Below are 23,554 nucleotides of genomic sequence, written 5' to 3' on the forward strand. Positions count from 1 at the left end.
CCCTCATCGTCAAGCTGGTTGTGAGTCATTCATTACCTGTTGATTGAAGGAGCCGGCGATGGCCGTTGATAACAAGGGTTTTACGCGTGAAGAGATCCGTGAGTTCATGCATGAGTACTATTTGCAGCCGCACGGGACGAGGAAGGAATGGATGGCCTCGACGTCCGTTTCGGAATGGACGTTCCGCAGGTGGCGCAAGATGATGGTCCAGGGCGATATCGACCGTGGCCTGATTCCGCGGGAGCATGGAGGCATGGTCCCAACGAATCGTGAACTCTCCGCGTTTGAAAAAGCACGCGCGAAGGAAATGGCTGCCCACCGTGCCGAAGTCGAAAAACTCCAGAAGCGGGTGCAGGAGCTGGAGGACACGAATTCCGCGCTGGGAAAMGCTATCGGGCTCTTGCACGAGTTGAGCGTGCCAGAGCCCGATACAACCCCGACGAGCGCTCACAACGATTCATAGCGGCCGAGAACACTCTGGTCCTGGAGCTGCATGTGATCATCGGCTCCCAGCGGACAGCGCTCAAGCTGGCGGGCGTGTCGCGCGGGACCTGGCATTACCGGTCCAATCCCCGTCCGGCGGTGCAGCACCCGATCCACCAGGCCGACCGGGCCTACGAATCCCGGATCAGCACCGCACATCAGGACCGGATCCTGGGGCTCATCCTGGCCAGCTGGGAGAAGGGCAACTCCGTTGACCMTGCCTTCGCGACGGCCTGGGACAACGGCGTGCTGCTCGCCTCCAACCGCTCGTGGTGGCGGATCGCGGCAGAGTACGAGGACCAGCAGGCCCGCCCCACCATCCCGCGCAAGCGCGGGGGCACGCGTGGTTCCTCTGAAATGCCGGTCCTCAAGGCCACCGGACCCTGCCAGATCTGGTCCTGGGACATCACCGACATCTATTCCAAGTGGCAGGGCAAGGCTTTCAAGGTGTACTCCATCATGGACATCTTCTCCCGGGAGATCGTCGGCTGGCGGGTGGAGGAACGCGAGTCCGACCACCTCGCCGCGGAGATGTTCAAGACAGCCATCGCCCGGCACGGCGCCCCGCGCATCGTGCACGCCGATTCAGGCCCGGCCATGAGATCAACCCTGCTCCGTGACACCCTCACCGCCCGCGGCGTGGAACTCAGCCATAACCGCCCGTACGTCTCCAACGACAATCCCTTCTCGGAGTCAGGCTTCCGCACGATGAAATACCGGCCCGGCTACCCCCGGATCTTCAACGATCTCGAGGCCGCCAGGGAGTACCTCACCTGCTACGTGCACTGGTACAGCACCGATCACAAACACTCCGGCATCGCACTGTTCTCGCCATCACAAGTCCACGATGGCTCGTGGAAAGAACTCTGGAACAAGCGAGACAAAGTCCACCAGGACTACTACGAACGACACCCCGGAAGATTCCGCCAACGACCCGCCACACCGGCCCCCGCCACACACGCCGGGATCAACCTCCCGCAGACCAAAACACCCCAAAAACCAGCCCAGTGACTCCACACAGCTTGACAACTTTCGAGGACCGTCTCGCCGTCGTGCTCGTAGTTGGGATCGCCCATGGTGATCTTCTCGAGCTGGTAGCCGGCAACGTCGCACAATTCACGGATGATGAGCTCGAATTCAGGGGCGTTCTCGAGTTCGGCTTCGGCGGCCTCGGCCTGGCGCTCTTCGAGGTTCGGGATGAGGGCTACTCGCTCGGCGATGTGTGCCTTCAGCTGTTCCTCGTCCAGGTAGAGCACACCGTCCTGGCTGCGGAGCCACGCTGCGTTGAGTTCGATAATGTCTTCGGTTTCCAGGAGGGATTCGAATTCGCCGTCGAGGGCCTCGAGCTCGGCAACGGCTTCGGGTGCCACTTCGGACTCGTCAAGGTCGCCGTCCAGGTAGGCCTCGGCGTCGTCCTCGGACAGCGCGTCGAATGCCGCGGCGGTGCGGTTGAACAGCTCAAGGTGGCCTTTGGCACCCATCCCTTCGAGGCCTTCGCGGACAAACGCATCCACCTCTTCGCGTTCCGGGACCGTGAAGACGTACTGGGCGAAACCGCCAGCGAGTGCCTGGGTCAGGTAGTAGTCCACAAAGTAGCTGCGCAGGGCGTTGGTAGCGATTTCCTCATGGTTGAGGAGCTCCTCGTACATCTCGTTGACCACGGTGACGTTCGCGTCCACAACGTCTGCGTTGTCGGCCTCGATGCTGTCCTTCGTCAGAACTGTTACGTACCTGAAGGTGGTCTCATTGCTGGTCATGGGATTTCCTCACTGCTTGGAAGCTTGTGCTGCTCCGGACCCTTTCAACGTACGCGGGGGCGGTTGTCGGGCAAGCTAGGCAGAGGTGAACGTCCGGCAAAGTTTCAGGGCTGCTCCGTGGGCCCTAGGATTCATAGATAGCCTCCTGCCGAAAGTAGCCTTAACGAATGCCTTCCCATTCAGACGATTCCTGGGAACTGGCGATTCAGACACCCGCCATTAACGACCGCTCCCTCGCGGCCGGCCTCGCATATGCCATGGGAAGCCGGGTCAGCGGCATCACTTTCGACTCCGCCACGGGTCTGATGATGGGCAAGGTCAGGGGCAGCGGCCCATCTGCGTATTCGACGTCGGCCAAGCTGGTCCGTAAGCCCGGCGGCTGGAGCTGCACTGTGGGAGTGTGCAGTTGCCCCGTCCGCAAGGACTGCAAACACGTGGCCGCCCTGCTCTTCGCCGCCGAAGACCATCCCGCCGTGCGGGCACAGCTGCTCAGCGCGCCCGCGTTCGGACAGACGGCCCAGCCTGGGACAGCCGTGCAGCGCCCGGCCTGGGAGCAGGCACTCAGCAAGCTCATCGCCACTCCGGGGACCACCCCGCAAGGCCAGGGCCTCCCCTTGGCACTGGCGTTCGAGGTGGAAGAACCGGCCCCGCACTTCTCCTACACAGGCCGGCGGGATCCTCTCCGCAGCGTGCGCCAGCTCAAGGCCCGCCCGGTGATGATGGGGGCCAAGGGCAAGTGGATCCGGGGCGATGTTTCCTGGACCAACCTGAACTACCTCGGCTACAAGCGCGAGTTCAACGAAGCCCATATCGACTGGATGCAGAACTTCCTGGCCGCGCATTCCACCGCTGACTACCGGCAGCTCACGTCCAGCATGTGGATGCTCCTCAACGAGTTCGCCGGCAAGAACCTATGGAGCCTGCTGGCCGAAGCCTCGAAAGTCGGGGTTTCCCTCATCCACTCCGGCGGGACCGAGCCGATCCGCATTGCGGCGGATCCCGCCGTCGTCGGGCTTGACCTGAGCCGGCCCGACGACGGACTGCAGCTGGCGCCGTCGGTGACCTTGGGCGGCGACGCCCTTGATCCGGCGGCCTTGGGCTTGATCGGACGCCCGGCGCATGGGTTGTTCTTCACGGGCCCTGGCGAGGGGCACTTGCCCGGCGTACCGGCACCCGGGAACCTCATCACTCTGGCCCCTTTGGAGGGCGGCGAATCGCAGGAACTCCTCGATTTCGTCATGGGCGCATCCCGGCTCCAGATCCCGGCGAAGGACGAAGAACGATTCCTCACGGCGTTCTATCCGAAACTCAAGCAGTCCACGCGGGTCACGGCAGCGGACCATTCCGTTGAGTTGCCGGTCCTCGCCGTGCCCATGCTGTCCCTGCTGGCGAACTACGGCTCCGACCACCGGGTCCGGTTGCACTGGGAGTGGCACTACAAGGCCGGTAAGCTCGTGACGGCCCAGCCCCTCTGGCGGCACCCGGACGACCACGGCTACCGCGACGACGCCGCGGAAGCCCGGATCCTGGAGTCCCTGGGCCGGCCTTGGGATGTGGTTGCCGCGCTGGGCGAGTCGCCGAGCGGCGGTTGGGGGGCTCCACGGCTGGCGCCCTCCGTGGCTCTTGATGGCCTGGACACGCTGGCCCTCACCGAGGAGGTGCTTCCCCGCCTCCGCGAGCTGCCCGACGTCGTCGTGGATACCTCCGGCGAGATCGCCGACTACCGCGAGGCCACCGAAGCTCCCGTCGTCTCCATTTCGACCAAGGCCACCGACAGCCGCGACTGGTTCGATCTCGGCATCGTCATCACGCTCGAGGGCGAACCTGTGTCCTTCGCGGCGGTGTTCTCCGCCCTCGCGGCCGGCCAGAGCCGGATGCTGCTGCCCAGCGGCGCCTACTTCTCGCTGGACCTGCCCGAACTGCACCAACTCCGCGCGCTGATCGACGAAGCCAGGTCCTTGCAGGACAACCCGGACCGGCACGGCACCCTGCAGATCAGCCGTTTCCAGGCCGGGCTCTGGGATGAGCTCGCGCAATTGGGGATCGTCGACGAGCAGGCGGCCGCATGGCGCGAGGCCGTGGGCGGATTGCTCGACGACGGCGTGACCGGGCTGCCGCTGCCGGGCTCGCTCGATGCCGAGCTGCGTCCGTACCAGTTGGAGGGCTTCAACTGGCTGAGTTTCCTCTACCGCCACAGCCTGGGTGGCGTCCTGGCCGACGACATGGGCCTCGGCAAGACAGTGCAGGCGATCGCCTTGATGTGCGCGGCAAAGGAGCACGCCGAATCCGGCGCAGGTGGGGCGGGTGGCTCGGGTGGCGGCGCTCCCTACGCCCCCTTCTTGGTCGTTGCCCCCACCAGCGTCGTGGGCAACTGGGCCGCAGAGGTGCAACGCTTCGCGCCCGGCCTGAGCGTGAAGACCATCGGAGAGACCTTCGCCAAGAGCGGCGCGGATCCGCAGGAATCCATGGCCGGGACCGACGTCGTCATCACCTCTTATGCGCTGTTCCGGATCGACTACGAGGCCTACGCCGCCAAGGAATGGGCCGGGCTCATGCTCGACGAAGCCCAGTTCGTCAAGAACCACCAGTCGAAGGCATACCAGTGCGCCCGGAAGCTCCCGGCATCCTTCAAGCTGGCGATCACAGGAACGCCGCTTGAGAACAATCTCATGGAATTCTGGGCTCTGACCTCAATCGTCGCGCCAGGGCTGTTCTCCAGCCCGCGCCGCTTCGCGGAGTACTACCAAAAGCCGGTCGAAAAGAACGGCGACAAGGGCCAACTCGCCAAGCTCCGCCGTCGGGTCCGCCCCCTCATGATGCGCCGCACCAAAGAGCAAGTCATCAAGGACCTGCCGCCCAAGCAGGAACAGGTGCTCGAAGTGGTGCTCAACCCGCGGCACCAGAAGGTTTACCAGACGCATCTGCAGCGTGAGCGGCAAAAGATCCTTGGGCTCATCGACGATGTCAATAAGAACCGCTTCACCATTTTCCAGTCGCTCACCCTGCTGCGGCAGTTGAGCCTGGATGTTTCCCTGGTGGACGAGTCCTTGTCCGCGGTGCGCTCGTCCAAGCTGGACGTGTTGTTCGAACAGCTGGAGGACATCGTGGCCGAGGGGCACCGGGCGCTCATCTTCAGCCAGTTCACGGGGTTCCTGGGCAAGGTCCGGGAGCGGCTCGACGCGGAGGACATCGAGTATTGCTACCTCGACGGCAGCACGCGGAACCGGGCCGACGTCGTGAGCGAATTCAAGAACGGTGCAGCGCCCGTGTTCCTCATTTCCTTGAAAGCCGGCGGCTTCGGCCTGAACCTGACCGAAGCCGACTACGTGTTCCTGCTGGACCCGTGGTGGAACCCCGCCTCCGAAGCGCAGGCCGTGGACCGCACCCACAGGATCGGGCAGGCGAGGAACGTCATGGTCTACCGATTGGTGGCCAAGGACACCATCGAGGAAAAGGTCATGGCGCTCAAGACCAAGAAGTCGCAGCTGTTCGCGGATGTGATGGAAGGCGACGCCCTGTCCGGTGGCGCCCTGACGGCGGAGGACCTGGCGGGCTTGTTCGCGGAGTAGGGTTCACGCCTGCGACTCAGAAACAACCACCAAGGTCGGCGCTATTCACTTTTGATGCCACAAATGTGAATAACGAGCGAGCAACTCACCGTTCCAAAGACTAGAAGACCTCTTCTTGATTCCCACCTGAAGCAACCGTTTCGACGTGGCCTAGTCTGGACCGCATGGCTATCATCCACAGAGCGACCCTGAGTCCCAGCAAACTTGAACTCATCGAAAAGTACTTGCCCGTTCAGCCGTGGTTCACCGAGGACGGCTCCGCACCGCCCGAGCTGCTCGGAGCGTACCGCTTCGATGATCCGGACGGCGAAGTCGGCCTCGAGACCCACCTGGTCTCCCACGGCGGCAAGGTCTACCAGGTTCCCCTGAGCTATCGGGGTTCGGAATTGCCCGGCGCGGAGGACTCGCTACTCGGGACCATGGAACACTCCGTGTTGGGCACGAGGTGGGTGTACGACGCCTGCGCCGATCCCGTCTACGTCACTGCCCTTGCCACCGCCATCCTCACTGGACAGCGGGAAGCCGAACAGTTCGTGGACGTGGACGGCGTGCTGGAGCCACGCAAGAGTTCCGTCGAGGCCAAGGGCAGCGGAACTCCCGGTAGCGAAGTCCCTGCACTGACCCCGGCAGCCCCGATTACCGAACACAGCGTCACCAGCATCGACGCCGGTGAGCTCACACTGCTGGTGAACTGTGTCCTGGATCTGGGGACCCAGGGTTCGGAAGATTCGGCTGCCCTTCGGGGCACGTGGGCCGGACAGGAAGCGACGGTGCTGCTGGCGTCCCTCTCGCAGCACTAGAGGACTACTCCCCCGGTCGCGGCCGCCACACCACAACTGCCTGGGACCGCGCCCGGGGGCGCTGCCCGCGGGCCAGGCTGACGACGTCGCCCGCTGCTCCCGCGGCGAAAACGCGGGCCTCCATCGGGCTCCGCCGGCGCTGCAGTTCCTCGCTCAACTCGGCAACGCGGAACTGCAGCGCGGCCACCTGATTTTCGAGCTCAAGGATCCGCTTGATGCCCTCGAGGGACACGCCCTCGTGGGAGAGCCGCTGGACCTCGCGCAAACGGTCGATGTCGCGCTGGGAGTAACGCCGCGACTTGCCCGGGGCACGGCTCGGCGACACGATGCCGAGGCGGTCGTACTGGCGCAGGGTCTGCGGATGCATGTCAGCCAGTTCGGCCGCGACGGAGATGACGAAGATCGGCTGGTTGATGTCGATGCCCATGCCTGCGTCCCCTCCCATGTGTTCTGCCGCTACAAGCGGGCCTTGGCGGCCAGGTCGTGGCGGGGATCGGCGTCGGCAGTGGCTGCGGCGAATGCCTTGACGGCCTCCTCGGCCTCTTTGTTAAGGTTCTGCGGGACGGCGACGTCGATCGTCACCAGCAGATCCCCGGTCCCCTTCGATGTTTTGACGCCGCGGCCCTTGACCCGGAGCGTGCGCCCGGAAGGCGTGCCGGCCGGGACGCGGACGGTGACGGAGTCGCCGTCGAGCGTCGGCACGTGGATGTTGGAACCCAAAGCCGCCTCCGCGAAGGTGACCGGCACATGGATGCGGATGTTGTCGCCGTCGCGGTTGAAGAAATCGTGGGGCTTGACGTTCACCGTGATGATGAGGTCCCCGTTGCCGGCGGCACCGGGGTTGCCCTTGCCGCGCTGACGGACCTTCTGGCCGTCCCTGATGCCCGCCGGAATCTTCACGTCGATGACGTTGCCGTTGCTTTCGCGCAAGCTCACCGTGGTGCCGTGAATGGAGCCGGCAAAGGAAATCGAGGTGGATGCCGTGCGGTCGCTGCCTTTTTGGGGAGCGCGCTGGAAACCGGTCTGTCCGCCGCCGAAACCGCCGCCGAAGAGATCAGCGAACTCGGGCGGGATGCCTCCAGCACCGGCAGGCTGGCGCGCGCCGCCGCCGAAAAGCCCTCCGAACAAGTCCTCGAAACCGCCATTGGCCGGCCCGCCGCGAGCTGCTCCCGGAGCGAAGCGAGCCCCGCCCATGGCGCGAATGGCATCGTACTGCTGGCGCTCCTCGGCATCCGAGAGCACCGAATAGGCCTCCGAGATGTCCTTGAACTTCTTCTCCGCAGTAGCATCCCCGGAATTGGTATCCGGATGGTACTTCCGCGCAAGCTTGCGGTACGCCTTCTTGATGTCAGCGTCAGAGGCGTCCTTGGCGACACCAAGGATGGCGTAAAAATCCTTCTCAACCCAGTCCTGGCTGGCCAAGGGCGTTTCCTTTCGTTTCTGGTCAAGTCTGCGCTCCGCTGGATAGGGGGCCGTGCCCGCTTCGCGGTGCCCGCCACGCCGCGGCCCCCTATCCAGCTGCGCTGCGCTCATCCCACCTTAGGTGAGACGACCGCCTGAGCGGAGCGAGGCAAGGGGCCCGGGAGTGGCATCGGGCCTGCCGAAGCCGGGTGGCCAAGGATCGCAGATCCTAGGCCACCCGGCGAAGGGGCGGGGCCCCTTGTCTCGTTTCGCGGTGCGGCCCCCTCATCCGCGAAGGCGCGGTGAGGCGGTAACTCCGTCTACGCCGGCACAGCCACAATCACTTGGGCCGCGCGCAGCACGCGGTCGCCGGAGCGGTAGCCCGAGCGCAGCACTTGGCTGACGGTGTCTACTTCGATGTCCTCGCCAGGCTGCTGGATGAGGGCTTCGTGGATCGTGGGGTCGAAGTCGACTCCGGTTTCCGCGATGCGCTCCAAGCCGTACGTCTTCAGCGCGTTCTCCAGTTTGGCTGCGATCGCGGCGAACGGGCCGTCCACGAGGTCGCCGTGCTGGCGGGCGGCGTCGACGTCGTCCAGCACCGGCAGCAGGGAGTTCAGGACGCCGATGACGGCCATTTCCCCTGCGACGGCGCGGTCGCGTTCGACGCGCTTGCGGTAGTTGACGTACTCAGCCTGCAGTCGGAGGAGGTCGTTGCGGAGTTCCGCGGCCTCTGCTTCTGCAGCGGCTCCGGGGGCTACCGACTCTTCAGCCGGAACCTCCATGCCGTTGAGGATTTCCTCAGCCTGGGACAGGGCGTCGCCCTCGGCGGCAGCGGCGTTGGAATCAGCTGCCGATCCTTGGGCGTGGCGGGCGGCCCCGGTCTCCGGGTCAACCTTGCGGTTGTCCCGAATGACCGGCTTGTGCTGCTCGTTGCCCTCGTTGTTGGAAGGTGAGTGCTCTGCGTCGTTGCCGTGGTGAGGCATGCTTACTTCTTTTCGTCTTCGTCGATGATCTCGGCGTCGACGATGTCCTCGTCTGCAGCCTTGGGATCAGCGTGAGCGCCTTCAGCACCAGCGGCGCTGCTTGCGCCGTCCGGGGAACCGGCCTGCGAGTAGATCGCTTCGCCGAGCTTCGACTGCGAGTGCTGCAGCTTCTCGAAAGCGGTCTTCACTGCTGCGTCGTCGGTGCCCTCGAGGGCCTTCTTGAGGGCGTCGACGTCGGCCTTGACCTCGGTCTTGACCTCTTCAGGCAGCTTGTCGTCGTTTTCGGCGATGAGCTTGTCCACGGAGTAGGCGAGCTGCTCGGCAGTGTTGCGGGTGTCGGTAGCCTCGCGGCGGGCCTTGTCCTCGGCTGCGTGTTCCTCGGCTTCGCGGACCATGCGGTCGATGTCTTCCTTCGACAGCGCGGTGCCGCCGGTGATGGTCATCGACTGCTCCTTGCCGGTGCCCTTGTCCTTGGCGGAGACGTGGACGATGCCGTTGGCGTCGATGTCGAAGGTGACCTCGACCTGGGGGACGCCGCGCGGTGCCGGAGCGATGCCGGTCAGTTCGAACGTGCCCAGCGGCTTGTTGTCGCGGGTGAATTCACGCTCGCCCTGGAAGACCTGGATGGCCACGGACGGCTGGTTATCGTCAGCGGTGGTGAAGGTCTCGGAACGCTTGGTGGGGATGGCCGTGTTGCGCTCGATCAGGTGCGTCATGACGCCGCCCTTGGTTTCGATACCGAGGGACAGCGGGGTGACGTCGATCAGGAGGACGTCCTTGCGCTCGCCCTTCAGCACACCGGCCTGGAGGGCAGCGCCAACGGCGACAACTTCGTCCGGGTTGACGCCCTTGTTGGGCTCCTTGCCGCCGGCAAGTTCCTTCACGAGGTCGTAAACGGCGGGCATACGGGTGGAACCGCCCACGAGAACGATGTGGTCGATTTCGGAGAGCTTGATGCCGGTCTCGGCGATGACGTCGTGGAACGGCTTCTTGGTGCGCTCGAGCAGGTCCTTGGTGAGGTCCTGGAACTTGGCGCGGGTCAGCTGCTCGTCCAGGTGGACCGGGCCGTCGGGGGTGACGGAGAGGTACTGGAGGGAGACGTTGGTGCTGGTGGAGGAAGAGAGTTCCTTCTTGGCCTGCTCCGAAGCCTCGCGCAGACGCTGCAGGGCGATCTTGTCCTTGGAAAGGTCGATGCCCTTGATCTTGAGCTGGTTCAGCAGGTAGTCAACAACGCGCTGGTCCCAGTCGTCGCCGCCGAGGCGGTTGTCACCGGCCGTGGCGCGGACCTGGATGGTGGAGAAGCCGTCTTCGTCCTTGCCGACTTCCAGCAGGGAGACGTCGAACGTTCCGCCGCCGAGGTCGAAGACCAGGATGAGTTCGTCTTCCTTGCCCTTGTCCAGGCCGTAGGCAAGTGCAGCGGCGGTGGGCTCGTTGACAATGCGGAGGACGTTCATGCCGGCGATTTCGCCGGCTTCCTTGGTGGCCTGGCGCTCGGCGTCGTTGAAGTAGGCCGGGACGGTGATGACAGCGTCGGTGACCTTTTCGCCGAGGTAGCTCTCGGCGTCGTTCTTCAGCTTCATGAGGATACGCGCGGAGATTTCCTGCGGCGTGTACTTCTTGTCGTCAATGGCAACGGACCAGTCGGTGCCCATGTGTCGCTTCACGGAAGCGATGGTGCGGTCGATGTTGTTGACGGCCTGGCGCTTGGCAATTTCACCAACCAGGACTTCACCGGACTTGGAGAATGCAACGACCGACGGCGTGGTGCGTCCACCCTCGGCGTTGGCAATGACGGTGGGCTCGCCACCTTCGAGAACAGAGACGACGGAGTTGGTGGTTCCGAGGTCGATACCTACAGCGCGTGACATATGTTGCTTCCTTTCAATGAAACCGGGTTGAGCGTTCTTCACTCAACTGTACTCAGGCCTCGTTCGATGTCAATCCAAAGTTGAGTCAAGTGCGCTCAACTCTGCGGATTCGCGGCCAAGGAACCCCGGAAACTCGGAGATTTACGCGCGATTTCGCCGTGGGAGAACGCCGGTCGTGTCAGGCGGCATCGGCTTGTAGACCCATGCCACCAGCACCACGGAGATGATCATCAGGAGGAACCACGAGACAAGCTTGTCCGCCGACACCAAATGCCAGCCGTCCAACTGGCTCGGATACAGCCAGGCGTGCGACCAAGTGGCGATGTTCTCGGCAATCCAGATAAAGAGCGCCACCAGCAGGAACGCGACGACCAGTGGCATCCGGAGTCGACGCCGAAACACCCGGAAGTACATGACGCACCGCCCATAGATCACGGCGACGGCCGCCAGCAGGACCCAGCGGGCATCAAAGGTGAAGTGGTGGGAAAAGAAGTTCACATAGATTGCCGCAGCCAGGACCGCAGTGATCCAACGCCGCGGATACCGGGCGAAGCGCAAGTCGAAAACCCGGTAAACCCGCACCATGTACGAGCCGACCGCCGCATACATGAAGCCGCTGAAGAGCGGAACGGCGCCGACCCGCAGCACGCCCTCAGCCTCATAGGACCACGAGCCGACGCCGGTCTTGAACAACTCCATGACCGTTCCCACCAAGTGGAAGAGCACGATCACCCGGAGCTCGCGCAAGGTTTCAAGCCTCGTGGCCACCATCAGGATTTGGATCACGACGGCGGCGATCGTCAGGAAATCGTTCCTCGCGAGGCCGGCGTTGGCCGGGTACCAGAGGTGCGCGCCGAAAATGACGGCAAGGAGCGAAGCGCCGAAGATGCACGCCCAGGCCTGTTTGAGGCCGAAGACGGTGAACTCCGTGAGCCTGGACCGGAGTCCTTGGTCCGGCGCGCCGACCAGGAAGCGGCTCGCACTCCCGTCGATAAGTTCCTCTACCGCGGTGAGCTCACGCATGGGCGCCTACTCGCCAAGGCCGGTCTCGCCAAGGCCAAGCTCGCCCGGTCCGAGCCGACCAAGATAGTAGTTTTTCGGCCAATGTCTGACTTTTTCCGGCAGCCTTGGATAAGCCGCCGCCAAGAGCCGGATGGTGCCGTCGAAGCTGCGTCGATGGCGGGGCTTCCACGGAAGTCCGAATCCCGCACGAAGCTGCTCAGGCAGCAGGCCCGCGGTCAACAACCGGACCAACGGCATGCTCAAGCGCATCAAGAACGGTCCGCTCGTGGGATACAGGAGCTCGTGGGCCACCCTCAAGGCGGCTGCATCCGGTTCGAGGTTCCGCAGGGATTCGTCCAAATAGCGCGCGAAGGCCGGGCGGTCGGCAGGCCAGAGCTCCGCGGGAAGCTGCAACGCTGTCCCGATCCGCGCATACTCACGGTAAATACGATCGGCGGTGTCGTCGTCGAGGGCTCCATGGACCTTTTCGTAAACGGTGACGGCGGTGTCATAGAGGGTCGCCACCACCCAGAGCTGGGATTGCGCGTCGAAGGCGTTGTACCCCGCGGTGGAATCGTCCGCCGTCCGTCGAACCGGGGCGTGCGCACGATTCACAGCTCGGCGCACCGCTGTCAGTTGCTGTTCCGAGCCGTAGATAACGGCGTAGACGTACGTCATGGTGGCGCGCAGCCTGTCCAGCGGCCGTTCGGCGAAATTGCTGTGCTCCGCGACGCCATGACCGACCGCGGGATTGGCGATCTGCATCAGGATGGCGCGGCCTGCTCCGGCGAGCAAAACGCCCTCCGCACCGATGTCAGAAAGTCCACGGGCCATGCAGTTACTGTACCTTCGCGCACCGTCTTTCATGCACGGTTGCGAGGGCGGCTACAGCCCCACGATCCCCTGCAGGACCTCGAGCTGGTGCTCAAACAGCTCGTCGCGCGCGGCGAAGGTGTCAGCCCCGTATTGGCCGAACACCTCGAAGCTGACCGCCCCGAAAACCGACGTCCACACCAGCACACCCCGGGCCAACGCGGGTTCGGGAACAGTCACGCCCAGTTCGGCCCGGATGGCCGCTAGGTCTGCGGCAAGGGCAGAAGGAACGACGACGGCGGGCGCCACTTCGGCGGCCAAGGCACCGGCGCGGTAGGCGGCGTCGAAGATCCCCACCATCCGGTAAATCACCCGCGTTCCGGGTTCCGTAGTGCGCTCTGCGGGCGCCTGGTATCCGGGCACCGGGCTGCCGAACAGGAGGGCATACCTTGCCGGCTCGCGCAGGGCCCACTGGCGAACGGCCCGCCCGAGCGCCAGGAACCTGCCACGGTAGTCGTCCCCCGGGAGGGCATCGACGGCGGCATCCACTTCGTCGCCCAGCTCGCCGTAAGCGTCAATCAGCAGGAGGGTCAGAAGTTCGTCGCGGCTCTCCACATAGCGGTACACGGCGGAGGACACCACGCCGAGATCGCGGGCGACCGCCCTCAGGGACAAACCCGCGGCGCCATGCAAGGCAAGGTGCTGGCGGCCCAGCCGGATGATGTCCGCCACGGTCTGGGCCCGGGCCCGCTCGCGGGGCGTCGCTTGTTTGGCCACTGCGGCGGAAGGGAGGTCCATGCATCCAGCATGCCACAAAGGAGAGCACTGACAACAAATGTGAGCAGTGCTCTTGACATGCGATTCAGCAAGGTTCATTCTGAGTTCAGAGAGCACTGCTCTCGAAATAGCCTGACACTCAAGAGCGAAATTCCCAGCCAGAAAGCGAGCAACACCATGTACGTCGTCACAGGAGCAGGCCCCGTCGGATGGACCATCGCCGAGCAACTCGCGGACCGCGGAGAACAGGTGCGCGTCCTGACCCGCTCAGGCGGCGGCCCGGACCACCCGCTGATCGAAAAGCTCCGCGTGGATGTCTCGGACCCGGCCAAGTTGGCGCAAGCCTTCGACGGCGCCACGGCCGTCTTCCATTGCATCCACGGTTCTGCCTACCGGGCCAAAGCCTGGGCGGCCGAGCTTCCAGGAGCAGAGCGCGTGGTGATGGACGCCGCTGCGGCGGCGGGCGCCGTCGTCGTCTTCCCTGAGAGCCTTTACTCCTATAGCGAGCCGGACAAGACCATCACCGAAAGGAGCCCGCGGGAAGCGGCCGGTGGCAAGCGCGGGATCCGCTCCGCCTTGCTGAAGGCCCGGCAAGCCCACCCTGCGAATACCGTCAGCGTGGTGGCGGGCGATTTCTTCGGGCCGCGGGCCCGCATGGCGCATGCCGGCGAGCGCATGGTCCCCCTGGTCCTCAAGGGCAAGCCGGTCCAGGTTCTCGGAAGCGCCAAGCAGCCACACTCTTTCACCTATGTCCCGGATCTTGCCGCAGCCATGATCGCCGCGGCCCAAAAGCCCGAACTCTGGAACTCAGTGCTGCACGCCCCCACGGGACCGGCAATGACGATGCGGGAAATTGCGGGAAACTTCGCACGCTCGGCTGATCTTCCCGAACCGAAGCTGAGTGTGGTTCCAGGCTGGCTGCTCCGGACCCTGGGCCTGTTTTCAACCGACATGCGGGAGCTGGCCGAAATGCTGTACCAGTTCGAGCGGCCGTTCGTCATGGACTCCACTGCGAGCCAGGCCAAGCTCGGCCTGCAACCGACGCCGCTTCCTAGCGCGATGGCGGCGACCGTGGCCTGGTGGCGGGATCAGGAAGCCGTGGCCGCCCGCTGAGCCTCTTTCGACGCCGGATCGCGGGCCAAGCGTCCTGGCCACCAAATCCGCCCGCCGATGTCGTAGGACAGAGCAGGCACCAAGAGCGAGCGCACGATCGTTGTGTCGAGCAGCACCCCGAAAGCCACAATAAAAGAGATCTGCGCGAGGAACAGGATCGGAATGACCCCCAGGGCGGCAAAGGTCGCGGCAAGAACGACCCCCGCCGAGGTAATCACCCCGCCGGTGGCACCGAGCCCCTTCAAGATGCCGGCCCGGGTTCCGTTGAGCGTCGACTCTTCCCGGACACGGGTCATAAGGAAGATGTTGTAGTCAACGCCGAGGGCCACGAGGAATACAAAACCGAAAAGCGGAACCGAGGCATCCGCTCCGGGGAATCCGAACACATTGTTGAACACCCAGGCTGAGACACCCAACGCCGCCGCATAGGACAGCACTACGGTGCCAATCAGCAATAGTGGCGCCAGGACGGACCACAGCAGTGCCATGAGTACCAACAGGATGACGGCCAAAACGATCGGGATGATGCGCCACAAATCGGATTGCGCGCTGGCGTTGGTGTCCGCGGCTGTGGCGGTGGTTCCTCCTACCAGGGTCCCGGGCGCCTTGTCATGCAGCTTCTGCCGGAGGACTGCGATGGTCTGCTCGGCCTTCGCTGAATCTGCCTCCGAGGACAGCGTGGCATTGATCAATACCCGGCCGTCCCGCACCAAGGGGGCAGGGTCCGTCGCAGCTTCCGCCAGCGGGCGGACCCCGGAATTCGGTTGAGCCGAAACCACGGATGCATCCGAGATGCCTCCCTGGGCTTTGACTTCCGCAAGTACCGTGGCTGCCGACTTTTCCTCAGCCACAACCACCACCGGGCTCCCTGCACCGGCGGGATAATGCCGCCCCAGCGCCGTCTGACCATCGACTGCCTCGGATTTGCTCAGGATGAGTGCCGACTGCGGAACCCCGCTGGCTTGGAGTTGCAGCAGACCCAAGGCGCAGACCACCAAAACAGCGGCTGCGCCGAGCCATACGGCCCTGGGCCGCTTGGCTATGATGCCAGCCAGAAGCCTCCAGACCCGGGGGATGTCGGAGCTGGCCGGGCTGGCGACGCCGGCTCTCGCGGCCGAGCCTTTCCCCGGGGTACGCGGCCAAAATGCGGACCTGCCCAGCAAGCCGAGGGCCGCAGGAAGCAGGGTCAGGCTAGCCAACATTGAAAAGACGATTCCGATTGCGCCGATGGGACCCAATCCCCGGTTTGAATTCAGCTCCGAGAAGAGCAGGCAAAGCAACCCCACGGCGACCGTTGTCCCGGATGCCAGGATGGCCCCAAAGCTGCCCTTGTACGCGCGTCCCACCGCGGACCATTTGTTCGACGCCTGGCGCAGGGCCTCACGGTAGCGGGCCACAAAGAGGAGGGCGTAGTCGGTGGCCGAGCCGACCACCAGGATGGACAGGATCCCTTGGCTTTGTCCCGTCAATTGGATTGCACCCGCCTTCGCCAAGGCAAAGACCAGCAGAATCGAACCGCAAAGCGCGAAGACGGCGGTAAGCAACACCACAAAGGGCAGCACCACGGATCGGTAGACGGCCAGCAGGATGACCAAGACGGCACCGAGTGCCGCGAAAAGCAGTATTCCGTCGATGCCGCCAAAAGCGTTGACCAAATCGGCGAGAAAGCCCGCCGGTCCGGTCACGTAGGTAATTGTTCCAGCGGGAACGGCCGCCCCCGCGGTATAGTCCGTCGCCTTTGCGCGAAGCGCTTGGATGCTCCCTTTGACCCCGTTTCCTTCCTCAACCGGAACAATGAATTGCGCCGCCTTGCCATCCGCGGACGGAATCGGCCCAACCGTCGACGTCGAATGGCTGGCCCCGACGACGGCGGACAGTTGGGTGCCAAGGGACGCTAATCCGGCGAGTTGTGCGGGTGAGAGCTTCTCAGGAGACTCGATCAGCACCACCGCGGGAACACTGCCGCTGGAAGTGAACTTACCTTGCCACTCACGGGCTTCGGTGGATTCGGCGCTCGCTGGCAGGAAGGATGCTTGGTCGTTGCTGGACACCTCGCTGAGCTTTCCAAAGGTAGGGCCTCCGATTCCGCCGACCCCTATCCACGCCGCCAGCGATAGCACCGCCCCCGCCAACCACAACCGCGACCTGCTTCGTCGGCCGGTTCCCGGCAGTTTGTCCGTCATGACCGCACCCTTCGTAATTACTTCCACGACGAAATATATCTATCATGGAGATAATTGGTCAATGGCATCTCGGTGGGATAATTTGAGGCTGAAGGAGGCCTCATGGATGACAATCAGCACGTCCGGTCCTCAGCTGTGCTCCTCGGGCTACTCCAGCAGTTCACGGTCGAAACGGAGCGCTACGTCGAGGCCGTCAGCAACCACCACCACCTCCATCGAACGGACCTGAATGCGTTGGCGGCCATGGTGGCTGCCGCGCGGGAGGGCAAGACCATGACTCCCGGGGCGCTCAGGGCGGCACTCAACCTGAGCTCGCCGGCAACAACTGCTCTTGTGGACCGGCTCGACAGGGCGGGCCATCTGGCACGCCGCCGCAGCGAAACGGACCGTCGTCAGGTTCACCTGGAGATGACTGATTCCGCGCGCGCTACCGGCAGTGAACTGTTTTCGCCCCTGGCAGGCGCCATCGCGCCGGTCATTGACGCACTTTCGCCGGAAGAACTCCACACAGTCATGACTTTCATGCAAGGCGTCATCGAGGCCACCACGACGGCCCGGAACGATGTCACGCCAAAAGGGTAACCATCGAATGGAGTTACGCCTGTGATCCCAGTGACTCGCAGGCCACTGCGGGAGTAACCTATAGCACATCGGCTGTGCTGGACCACTTTGTGGGACTGGGGTGTCACCGTGGGTGTTGTGAGATCGTCGTTGACCGAGCTCCTCGGGATACTTTCGGACGCCGTTTCGCCCGAGCGTGTCCGCTTCGACGACGGCTCCGAACCGCCTTCCGGTCAACCAAGGGATGCCGCTGTCACCGTCCACGCCGTCGCCTTGAACCGGGTTGGCCGCTCCCGGCGTGAAGGCCCGCTGCTGGACCTCGAGCTCAAAGTTGCCGTGGAATGCCACGGCCCCACGCAGCTGGACAACATGGAGAAACTCCTGCTGGCCCTTGAGCAAAACACCCAGTACTCGGTGGTCTCCAGTGGCGAATTCCAGCCGGACGAATACGATTCCGGCATCCGCCAAGGCCTCGGTTTCCTGATCCGCGTCCCGGTGGGGATACGGCTCGACGAGCCTTTCGGACCGCCTGTCACTGAACCCCTCATCGCGTCCACCACAGTGGCCCGCCGGATCCACGGCCGGCTGGTCGACGTCCACAACAAGGGCATCCCCGATGCCTACATCCGCCCGCATTCGTCCGCCGCCGCCGTCGTGAGCGATCCCACCGGCCATTTCGAGGTCCTGGCCTCGGCAGACGAACTCCAGCACTTTGTCGTGGCAGTCCGCGGCACTGAACGTGAAGTCTCAGCAGACACGAGCAGCCTGCCGGTCATCATCCGGTGGGAGTGAAAGGGAGCACACCATGGCGAATTACCAGGCGCCGGGAGTGTATGTACAGGAAGTGCCCAGCGGTGCCCGCTCGATCGGACAGGTCAGCACCAGCATTGCCGGTTTTGTAGGAGTTTCACCAGACCCGTCGGCATATCCGGACGAAGCAAGGGTTCTGGACAACTGGACCCAGTTCGTGGACCAATACGTCGGCAAATCCACGCAGGGCACACCCCTGTCCAACGCCGTCTTCGGATTCTTCGCCAACGGCGGGAGCCGCTGCTATGTGGTCAACATCGGTTCCGGTAGCAGCCTCACCGGCACCGCCGCGAAGCCCACCGGCGTGACTCTGTTCGAGGCGATCGACGACATCTCCATGGTGGCCGCCCCCGGATACAGCGACGCCGAAGCGTACGCGGCGCTGCAGGCCCATGTGGAGCATCCCTTGCGGCAGGACCGCATGGCGATCATGGACACCCCGGAGAAAGTGGACGACGTCGGAGCCCTCACCCGGGCGGCTACTTCCGGCGTGCCGGACGCCCCGAAGCCGAGCGACGGTGAATCAGACGACAAAGCCGATGCCGACAAGACAAAGACCGGGCGGGCGACCGGCGAGGACGCGATCGGAGCGCCCCAATCCCCCGGCGGCTACACAGCGCTGTACTTTCCGTGGATCGTCATGACCGATCCGGTGTCCGGCAAGAAGGTGACTCAACCGCCGTCGGGCCATGTTGCCGGAGTGTGGGCCCGCGTGGACGCGACGCGTGGTGTCCACAAGGCCCCCGCGAACGAACCCATCCAAGGAGCGCTGGACCTGGTCCGGCGGGTCAGCCGCGGCGAACAGGAAGTACTGAACCCGGCCGGGGTGAACTGCATCCGCTATTTCCCGGGAGAAGGCATCCGCATCTGGGGTGCCCGGACCAAGGCACCCGAGGCAAGCGAATACCGCTACGTCAACGTCCGCAGGCTGACCAACATGATCAAGGAATCCGTGGCTGACGGTACGCGCTGGGTGGTCTTTGAACCCAACGACCACACCTTGTGGAAGTCCATCCGACGCGACATCGGCGCATTCCTGACCAACGTCTGGCGGGACGGGGCTCTGTTGGGCACTACTCCCCAACAGGCCTTCTTTGTGAAATGCGATGAAGAGACCAACCCGCCCGAAGTCCGCGATGCGGGGCAGGTTGTCACCTTGATCGGCATCGCACCCGTCAAACCCGCCGAGTTCGTGATCTTCAAGCTCATGCAGTCGGCAGACAACACCAGCGAGACAGAGAGCGCAGGAGCCTGAAATGAGCACGCAGCCAAGCACGCCAGCCCCTGCTGCCCAACCCGGGAACGTGGTGGACCCCTACCGCGCCTATAACTTCAAACTGGTCATCCAGGGCGTGGTCCAAGGACACTTCACCAAGGTTGAAGGGCTTGGGCTGAAGATCGACCGCATCTTGTACCGCTCCGGTGGCGAGAACAGCACGGTCCGGGTCATCCCCGGCCAGGTCGAGTACACCCCGGTGACCCTCCGCTATGGGCTGACCGACTCCACCGAAATGCTCCAATGGCTGTTCAAGGCCGTCGATGGACGTGTGGAGCGGCGCAACGTCTCCATCGCCATGCTCAACGACGCCGGCTCGGTGGAGGTCCGCCGCTGGAACTTGCTCGGCGCCTGGCCATGCGACTGGTTCGGGGCCCCGTTGGATGCCCTCGGCAAGGACCTGGCCATCGAATCCCTCAGCATCGCGTACGACCGCTTGGAGCTCGACGATGCCCGCGCTCCCGTGGCTTGACGGGAGGCGGTTCCGGAATCCGTGGCGTCATAAGGCGGCGCGGCGGCTGCGGGAACTCGCGGAAAGGCTCGAACGGCCGTCGCAACTTGATGCCGAAGCTGATGCCGGGGCTGCCGTTGTTGAAACAGGGCGCATCGCCGGGACTGGGCGCATCGTTGGGACTGGGCGGGCGGTCGGAACGGAGGGCCCGACGCCGGCTCGAAGACTGGACACGTCCGGCGCACCGGAGCATTGGGTCCAGTTGCTCCGCGACGCCGGCCTCGTCGCCAACCCCAACCCTCGCTCACATACACCCCCCACCAGCCCCAACCCTCGCTCACATCCGGGCGAGTCCAGCCCCAATATCGTGAGCGAGACCGGGCCCGCAAGCCCGGCCCGGAACAGCGCCCTGGGGCCCGTGGCCCGTACGCTCCCCCGCTTGATGCTCGGCTCGCGACTGCAGAGACCCACATCCACGGGCTCCCTGCCGGACCGTGCCGCCGGAAGCGCAGCCACCATTTCCTGGCCACACCTCGCGCCGCCGGCAATCCCCGTAGGCGAGGCAACCATCGATGCCCCAGCAGCCCCCGCGGTGGATGCCGTATCCCCACACGCTCCGCAGTCAACGCGCCCGGTGCTGAGACTTCGTGGAATCCCGCTGGTCATCGCCAAGGACCGGCCCGCCACTCGACAAGTAGTTTTTGAACAAGCAGTCCCAACTCAGGCAGCCCTTGAACAAGCTGAGCAGCGCCAGGAAGCCCCAACAGGCTCCAACAAGACCAGCCCGCCTAACCCAATCACGGCTCAGCCGGCCACACCGCCCCTGCACCAACCGCCAGATGCGGCGCGCGCCGTCGTCGTCCTCCCAGAGCACCCGCGCCCGGAGCACCCGAACGCGGAGCACCCGAACGCAGAGCACCAAGGCCACCCGAGCACGACGCCGGAGCGTGCCCCCTCCGCACCAATAACCGGAAACTGGCCCGAAATGGCCCCACGCCCCGCGCCCCGGCCCGCCGCGGAAAGAGCAACAACAGAAGAGATGGCCCGCGCCGCCCGACTGAGCAACGAACAATTGGCGGTCTGACATGGAACGCGTCGCTTTCCTGATCGAGGACACCGGGGAACACCTTGGGTGCCTGCTCAATCCGGAAACCGTAGTCATGTCGCGAACCGCGGGCGTGGAGCCTCGGCGCTCGGCAGGGGGCAAGCTGACCGGAACGGGGCTCGCGGACGATCCCTTGCTCTTCACGGGAGGCGGACACACCGAGCTTCGCTTGGATCTCCTGTTCGACGTCGACCTCGCGCCGGCGTCGCTCCATGTGCAGGACGTGCGCCAGATGACGCGGCCCATCTGGGCGCTCGCAGAGAACTCGGCCGAGGTGGAGAGGCAACGCCGGCCGCCGTCGGTCCGGTTCGTGTGGGGGCGCGCATGGAACGTGCCCGGGATCGTGACCGAAGTAGCGGAGCGTTTCGACCGCTTTTCGCCGGATGGCTCCCCCTTGCGTTCGTGGATGCGCATGGTATTTGTGCGGGTCGGGCAGAGCGCTGACGAGGAAGGCGGCGAGAACTACGAGCTCGCCCAGCGGCTGCCGGCGGTGGACCTGACGGCGCCGCCCGTGGATACGCTCGCGGTGGGCGGCGACGGCAGTACGGACAGGAATGCAACAGCGCCCGACGGCGGCGAGCTGGTTCCGGAGGTTCCGCCCGGTGAGCTGGGACGCCTCAGCCTGGCCGCCTTTGGCACGCCGCTGCTGTGGAAGTTGCTGCTGGAGTACAACAACATCGACGATCCCGCGCACTTCGACGGCCCCCTCGCCGTTCCCCCGGTTGGCGAGGCGCCATGAGGCAGCTCCAAGGCTTGCCGGAACTCATCGTCACCCTCGGGCGGCGCCGGCTCTCCGCATCCGAAACCGCGGCGATCATCTCGGTGCAGGTCCTCAGCTCGCTCGCCAGGCCGGCCCAGTGCCTCATCAGCTGGCGCCCCGGTCCGGGACGCTCCGCGACAGCGCGCGGCGGAGTGGACCCCGCGCCGGGGGATGCGCTGCGCGTGGAACTCGGTGGCCAGCGCACTCCGCTTTTCGTGGGCGAAGTGACCGTGGTGGAACACAGCTACGGCGCAGATCTTTCGCAGGAAGTCCGCGTCCGTGCCTACGACGCCCTGCACCGCCTCAGGAAACGCCAGTTCACCCGATTGCACAGCGACGTCGACCTCGCCGGGTTGGCCCGCACACTTACCGAGGGCACAGGGCTGCAAGTGGTAGGCGGCGCAACCCGGCTGGGTGAGGTGTACCAGTGTGCCCGCTCAGACTTGAGCCTGTTGGTGGAACAGAGCGCCCGGGCGGGTGCGTATCCCGTGGTCGATGGCGACGTCCTGAGACTCGGCGATTTGTCCGGCGAAGGCGAACCTATCGAGCTGGAACTTGGCAGCAGCCTGCATTCGGCCGAGGTGGAACTAAGCCAGGAGCCGGCGTACCTCGGGGCCAAAACCACAGGCTGGCGGTCCGACGACGCCTCGGTGCAGGAAGCCTCTGCCAATACCAGCGACGCGAAAGCCAACGTCTCCGCGGACCCTGCGCTCCCGAGCGTCGGCGCGGGCGGCGATCTCCTGCGCGACAACGAGGCCCTCGCGTCCCAATCCGCAGCCCACGGCTTGGCCCAGGCGGATCTCGACGTCCGGATGGCCGGGCAAGTCACCGCAGTCTTCGTGGCCGACGGCGATCCGCGCCTCCGGGCGGGCCGTCGGGTTCGCGTGCGCGGACTCGCGACGTCGCTCGAAGGCACCTACGCGATTGCCACTGCCACCCACCGGCTGGACAACACGGGCTACGAAACCACCATCGCCACGCGTCCCCCGGAAGCCCCTCCCGTCCGGCGTCCCGACGTCTTCACCCTTGGCACGGTCCTGGATGTGGAAGATCCGGAGGGCCGCGGCCGGGCACGGGTCGGGCTCCCCGCATATCCGCCGCTGGAGTCAGCCTGGGCGCCGGTCCTCACAATGGGAGCCGGAACAGGGAAAGGTTTCGTGGTGCCGCCAGCCGCGGAGGACACTGTGCTGGTCCTGCTGCCTGCCACGGATCCGGCGCAGGCCATCATTCTGGGCGGTCTCTATGGCCGCGAACAGACCCCGGACAACAGTGTGAACTCGCCTCGGGATAGCCGGTACGCCTTCCGGAGCGCTGACGGCCAGCAGATAGTGCTCGACGGCGGCAATCGCACCGTCAGCTTCACGGACGGACATGGCTCAACGGTGGAACTCGGGCCGGACAAGCTGCGCATCACCGCGGCTACGGACCTGGTCCTGGAGGCACCGGGTAAGGCTATGAAGATCCGGGCCAAGACCGTCGATTTCGAGGAGGCCTGATGCCGAAGCTCCTCGTCAAGGAAGCCATCCTGCGCTGCGGACACGACGGGAAAGTGGAAAACGTCCCTTCCCAGCAGTGGGTCCGCGTTGCCGGCTCGCCGGTTTTGGTCGACAACGATCCGCAAGGGCGCGACATCAGCATGTGCCCCAACGTAGGCCTCAACATCAAGCCCTGCAACAAGACACTGCAAGTGATCAAGGGATATTCGGGCTTTGTCCGGATCGGCGGCAAAAGGGTCTGCTTGGACACCGTGGAGGGCTACACGGACGGCACCCCGCCGGGTGCCGTCAAGTACACGGTCCGGCGGCCGGGCCAGGAATCCGTGGCGGCGGGATCATGAGAGGC

General features: G+C 64.8%; 22 protein-coding genes. 13 read left to right on the forward strand and 9 right to left on the reverse strand.

Features of this window, described 5'->3' with window-relative positions; translation table 11 throughout:
• The first annotated feature begins 58 nt into the window (after positions 1-58).
• On the forward strand, positions 59-463 hold the full coding sequence (locus AC1DJW_RS10005) for a hypothetical protein (RefSeq protein ID WP_476901318.1): 405 nt from the start codon (positions 59-61) through the stop codon (positions 461-463).
• A gap of 32 nt (positions 464-495) precedes the next feature.
• Positions 496-1,494, forward strand: coding sequence for a transposase (locus AC1DJW_RS10010; protein ID WP_476901319.1), 999 nt, complete (start codon positions 496-498; stop codon positions 1,492-1,494).
• Here the strand turns inward: AC1DJW_RS10010 and AC1DJW_RS10015 are convergent.
• Entirely contained in the window at positions 1,383-2,240 is an 858-nt protein-coding gene (locus AC1DJW_RS10015; protein ID WP_476901320.1) for a DMP19 family protein, read from the reverse strand. The two genes, AC1DJW_RS10010 and AC1DJW_RS10015, sit on opposite strands and share 112 nt — an antisense overlap.
• Before the next feature lie 167 nt (positions 2,241-2,407).
• Here AC1DJW_RS10015 and AC1DJW_RS10020 point away from each other — a divergent pair, with 167 nt between their 5' ends.
• Complete coding sequence (locus AC1DJW_RS10020) at positions 2,408-5,809, forward strand: DEAD/DEAH box helicase (RefSeq protein WP_476901321.1); 3,402 nt, start codon at positions 2,408-2,410, stop codon at positions 5,807-5,809.
• Positions 5,810-5,973: 164 nt separating this feature from the next.
• Entirely contained in the window at positions 5,974-6,609 is a 636-nt protein-coding gene (locus tag AC1DJW_RS10025; protein WP_476901322.1) for a CG0192-related protein, read from the forward strand.
• A 4-nt stretch (positions 6,610-6,613) separates the two neighbouring features.
• Here AC1DJW_RS10025 and AC1DJW_RS10030 read toward each other — a convergent pair whose 3' ends face one another.
• The 7 genes from AC1DJW_RS10030 to AC1DJW_RS10060 all read right to left on the reverse strand — a co-directional run bounded on the left by AC1DJW_RS10030 (position 6,614) and on the right by AC1DJW_RS10060 (position 13,474).
• On the reverse strand, positions 6,614-7,036 hold the full coding sequence (locus tag AC1DJW_RS10030; RefSeq protein WP_269995195.1) for a heat shock protein transcriptional repressor HspR: 423 nt from the start codon (positions 7,034-7,036) through the stop codon (positions 6,614-6,616).
• Positions 7,037-7,065: 29 nt separating this feature from the next.
• Entirely contained in the window at positions 7,066-8,031 is a 966-nt protein-coding gene (locus tag AC1DJW_RS10035; protein ID WP_284752868.1) for a DnaJ C-terminal domain-containing protein, read from the reverse strand.
• A gap of 299 nt (positions 8,032-8,330) precedes the next feature.
• Positions 8,331-8,993, reverse strand: a complete 663-nt coding sequence (locus AC1DJW_RS10040; RefSeq protein WP_390280028.1) for a nucleotide exchange factor GrpE — start codon at positions 8,991-8,993, stop codon at positions 8,331-8,333.
• 2 nt (positions 8,994-8,995) lie between these two features.
• Positions 8,996-10,861: a molecular chaperone DnaK gene (gene dnaK / locus AC1DJW_RS10045; RefSeq protein ID WP_476901323.1), complete on the reverse strand. Its 1,866-nt coding sequence runs from the start codon at positions 10,859-10,861 to the stop codon at positions 8,996-8,998.
• A gap of 141 nt (positions 10,862-11,002) precedes the next feature.
• On the reverse strand, positions 11,003-11,884 hold the full coding sequence (locus AC1DJW_RS10050; RefSeq protein WP_476901324.1) for a DUF817 domain-containing protein: 882 nt from the start codon (positions 11,882-11,884) through the stop codon (positions 11,003-11,005).
• Between the two features lie 6 nt (positions 11,885-11,890).
• Positions 11,891-12,697: an oxygenase MpaB family protein gene (locus tag AC1DJW_RS10055; RefSeq protein WP_476901325.1), complete on the reverse strand. Its 807-nt coding sequence runs from the start codon at positions 12,695-12,697 to the stop codon at positions 11,891-11,893.
• Positions 12,698-12,748: 51 nt separating this feature from the next.
• The gene (locus AC1DJW_RS10060) at positions 12,749-13,474 is read right to left on the reverse strand and encodes a TetR/AcrR family transcriptional regulator (RefSeq protein ID WP_476901326.1); all 726 of its coding nucleotides are present in this window, start codon (positions 13,472-13,474) and stop codon (positions 12,749-12,751) included.
• A gap of 156 nt (positions 13,475-13,630) precedes the next feature.
• Between AC1DJW_RS10060 and AC1DJW_RS10065 the strand changes: the two genes are divergently transcribed.
• The gene (locus tag AC1DJW_RS10065; RefSeq protein WP_284752863.1) at positions 13,631-14,566 is read left to right on the forward strand and encodes an NAD-dependent epimerase/dehydratase family protein; all 936 of its coding nucleotides are present in this window, start codon (positions 13,631-13,633) and stop codon (positions 14,564-14,566) included.
• Here AC1DJW_RS10065 and AC1DJW_RS10070 read toward each other — a convergent pair.
• Positions 14,542-16,749: an MMPL family transporter gene (locus AC1DJW_RS10070; protein WP_476901327.1), complete on the reverse strand. Its 2,208-nt coding sequence runs from the start codon at positions 16,747-16,749 to the stop codon at positions 14,542-14,544. The two genes, AC1DJW_RS10065 and AC1DJW_RS10070, sit on opposite strands and share 25 nt — an antisense overlap.
• A gap of 102 nt (positions 16,750-16,851) precedes the next feature.
• On the opposite strand from AC1DJW_RS10070, the gene AC1DJW_RS10075 reads away from it, so the two are divergent.
• The 8 genes from AC1DJW_RS10075 to AC1DJW_RS10110 all read left to right on the forward strand — a co-directional run bounded on the left by AC1DJW_RS10075 (position 16,852) and on the right by AC1DJW_RS10110 (position 23,549).
• Positions 16,852-17,331: a MarR family winged helix-turn-helix transcriptional regulator gene (locus AC1DJW_RS10075; RefSeq protein WP_476901328.1), complete on the forward strand. Its 480-nt coding sequence runs from the start codon at positions 16,852-16,854 to the stop codon at positions 17,329-17,331.
• A 108-nt stretch (positions 17,332-17,439) separates the two neighbouring features.
• Positions 17,440-18,102 (forward strand): hypothetical protein, encoded by a 663-nt coding sequence (locus tag AC1DJW_RS10080; RefSeq protein WP_476901329.1) that lies wholly within the window; start codon positions 17,440-17,442, stop codon positions 18,100-18,102.
• 13 nt (positions 18,103-18,115) lie between these two features.
• The gene (locus tag AC1DJW_RS10085) at positions 18,116-19,375 is read left to right on the forward strand and encodes a phage tail sheath family protein (RefSeq protein ID WP_284752861.1); all 1,260 of its coding nucleotides are present in this window, start codon (positions 18,116-18,118) and stop codon (positions 19,373-19,375) included.
• A 1-nt stretch (position 19,376) separates the two neighbouring features.
• Entirely contained in the window at positions 19,377-19,868 is a 492-nt protein-coding gene (locus tag AC1DJW_RS10090) for a phage tail protein (RefSeq protein ID WP_284752860.1), read from the forward strand.
• Between the two features lie 346 nt (positions 19,869-20,214).
• The gene (locus AC1DJW_RS10095) at positions 20,215-20,931 is read left to right on the forward strand and encodes a hypothetical protein (RefSeq protein ID WP_476901330.1); all 717 of its coding nucleotides are present in this window, start codon (positions 20,215-20,217) and stop codon (positions 20,929-20,931) included.
• Between the two features lies 1 nt (position 20,932).
• Positions 20,933-21,691: a CIS tube protein gene (locus AC1DJW_RS10100; RefSeq protein WP_476901331.1), complete on the forward strand. Its 759-nt coding sequence runs from the start codon at positions 20,933-20,935 to the stop codon at positions 21,689-21,691.
• Complete coding sequence (locus AC1DJW_RS10105; RefSeq protein ID WP_476901332.1) at positions 21,688-23,208, forward strand: phage baseplate assembly protein V; 1,521 nt, start codon at positions 21,688-21,690, stop codon at positions 23,206-23,208. The genes AC1DJW_RS10100 and AC1DJW_RS10105 overlap by 4 nt, the downstream gene beginning before the upstream one ends.
• Positions 23,208-23,549, forward strand: coding sequence for a hypothetical protein (locus tag AC1DJW_RS10110; RefSeq protein ID WP_390280011.1), 342 nt, complete (start codon positions 23,208-23,210; stop codon positions 23,547-23,549). The genes AC1DJW_RS10105 and AC1DJW_RS10110 overlap by 1 nt, the downstream gene beginning before the upstream one ends.
• The last annotated feature ends 5 nt before the right edge of the window (positions 23,550-23,554 follow it).

Source organism: Arthrobacter sp. 05L417 (assembly GCF_056397865.1).

Excerpts from the sequence above, each read along its gene's own strand:
- AC1DJW_RS10015 (WP_476901320.1), bottom strand. The coding sequence starts at position 2,240 with ATGACCAGCAATGAGACCACCTTCAGGTACGTAACAGTTCTGACGAAG.
- AC1DJW_RS10050 (WP_476901324.1), bottom strand. The coding sequence starts at position 11,884 with ATGCGTGAGCTCACCGCGGTAGAGGAACTTATCGACGGGAGTGCGAGC.
- AC1DJW_RS10065 (WP_284752863.1), top strand. The coding sequence starts at position 13,631 with ATGTACGTCGTCACAGGAGCAGGCCCCGTCGGATGGACCATCGCCGAG.
- dnaK (WP_476901323.1), bottom strand. The coding sequence starts at position 10,861 with ATGTCACGCGCTGTAGGTATCGACCTCGGAACCACCAACTCCGTCGTC.
- AC1DJW_RS10090 (WP_284752860.1), top strand. The coding sequence starts at position 19,377 with ATGAGCACGCAGCCAAGCACGCCAGCCCCTGCTGCCCAACCCGGGAAC.
- AC1DJW_RS10060 (WP_476901326.1), bottom strand. The coding sequence starts at position 13,474 with ATGGACCTCCCTTCCGCCGCAGTGGCCAAACAAGCGACGCCCCGCGAG.
- AC1DJW_RS10030 (WP_269995195.1), bottom strand. The coding sequence starts at position 7,036 with ATGGGCATCGACATCAACCAGCCGATCTTCGTCATCTCCGTCGCGGCC.
- AC1DJW_RS10070 (WP_476901327.1), bottom strand. The coding sequence starts at position 16,749 with ATGACGGACAAACTGCCGGGAACCGGCCGACGAAGCAGGTCGCGGTTG.
- AC1DJW_RS10110 (WP_390280011.1), top strand. The coding sequence starts at position 23,208 with ATGCCGAAGCTCCTCGTCAAGGAAGCCATCCTGCGCTGCGGACACGAC.
- AC1DJW_RS10085 (WP_284752861.1), top strand. The coding sequence starts at position 18,116 with ATGGCGAATTACCAGGCGCCGGGAGTGTATGTACAGGAAGTGCCCAGC.
- AC1DJW_RS10100 (WP_476901331.1), top strand. The coding sequence starts at position 20,933 with ATGGAACGCGTCGCTTTCCTGATCGAGGACACCGGGGAACACCTTGGG.
- AC1DJW_RS10055 (WP_476901325.1), bottom strand. The coding sequence starts at position 12,697 with ATGGCCCGTGGACTTTCTGACATCGGTGCGGAGGGCGTTTTGCTCGCC.
- AC1DJW_RS10020 (WP_476901321.1), top strand. The coding sequence starts at position 2,408 with ATGCCTTCCCATTCAGACGATTCCTGGGAACTGGCGATTCAGACACCC.
- AC1DJW_RS10075 (WP_476901328.1), top strand. The coding sequence starts at position 16,852 with ATGGATGACAATCAGCACGTCCGGTCCTCAGCTGTGCTCCTCGGGCTA.
- AC1DJW_RS10040 (WP_390280028.1), bottom strand. The coding sequence starts at position 8,993 with ATGCCTCACCACGGCAACGACGCAGAGCACTCACCTTCCAACAACGAG.
- AC1DJW_RS10025 (WP_476901322.1), top strand. The coding sequence starts at position 5,974 with ATGGCTATCATCCACAGAGCGACCCTGAGTCCCAGCAAACTTGAACTC.
- AC1DJW_RS10105 (WP_476901332.1), top strand. The coding sequence starts at position 21,688 with ATGAGGCAGCTCCAAGGCTTGCCGGAACTCATCGTCACCCTCGGGCGG.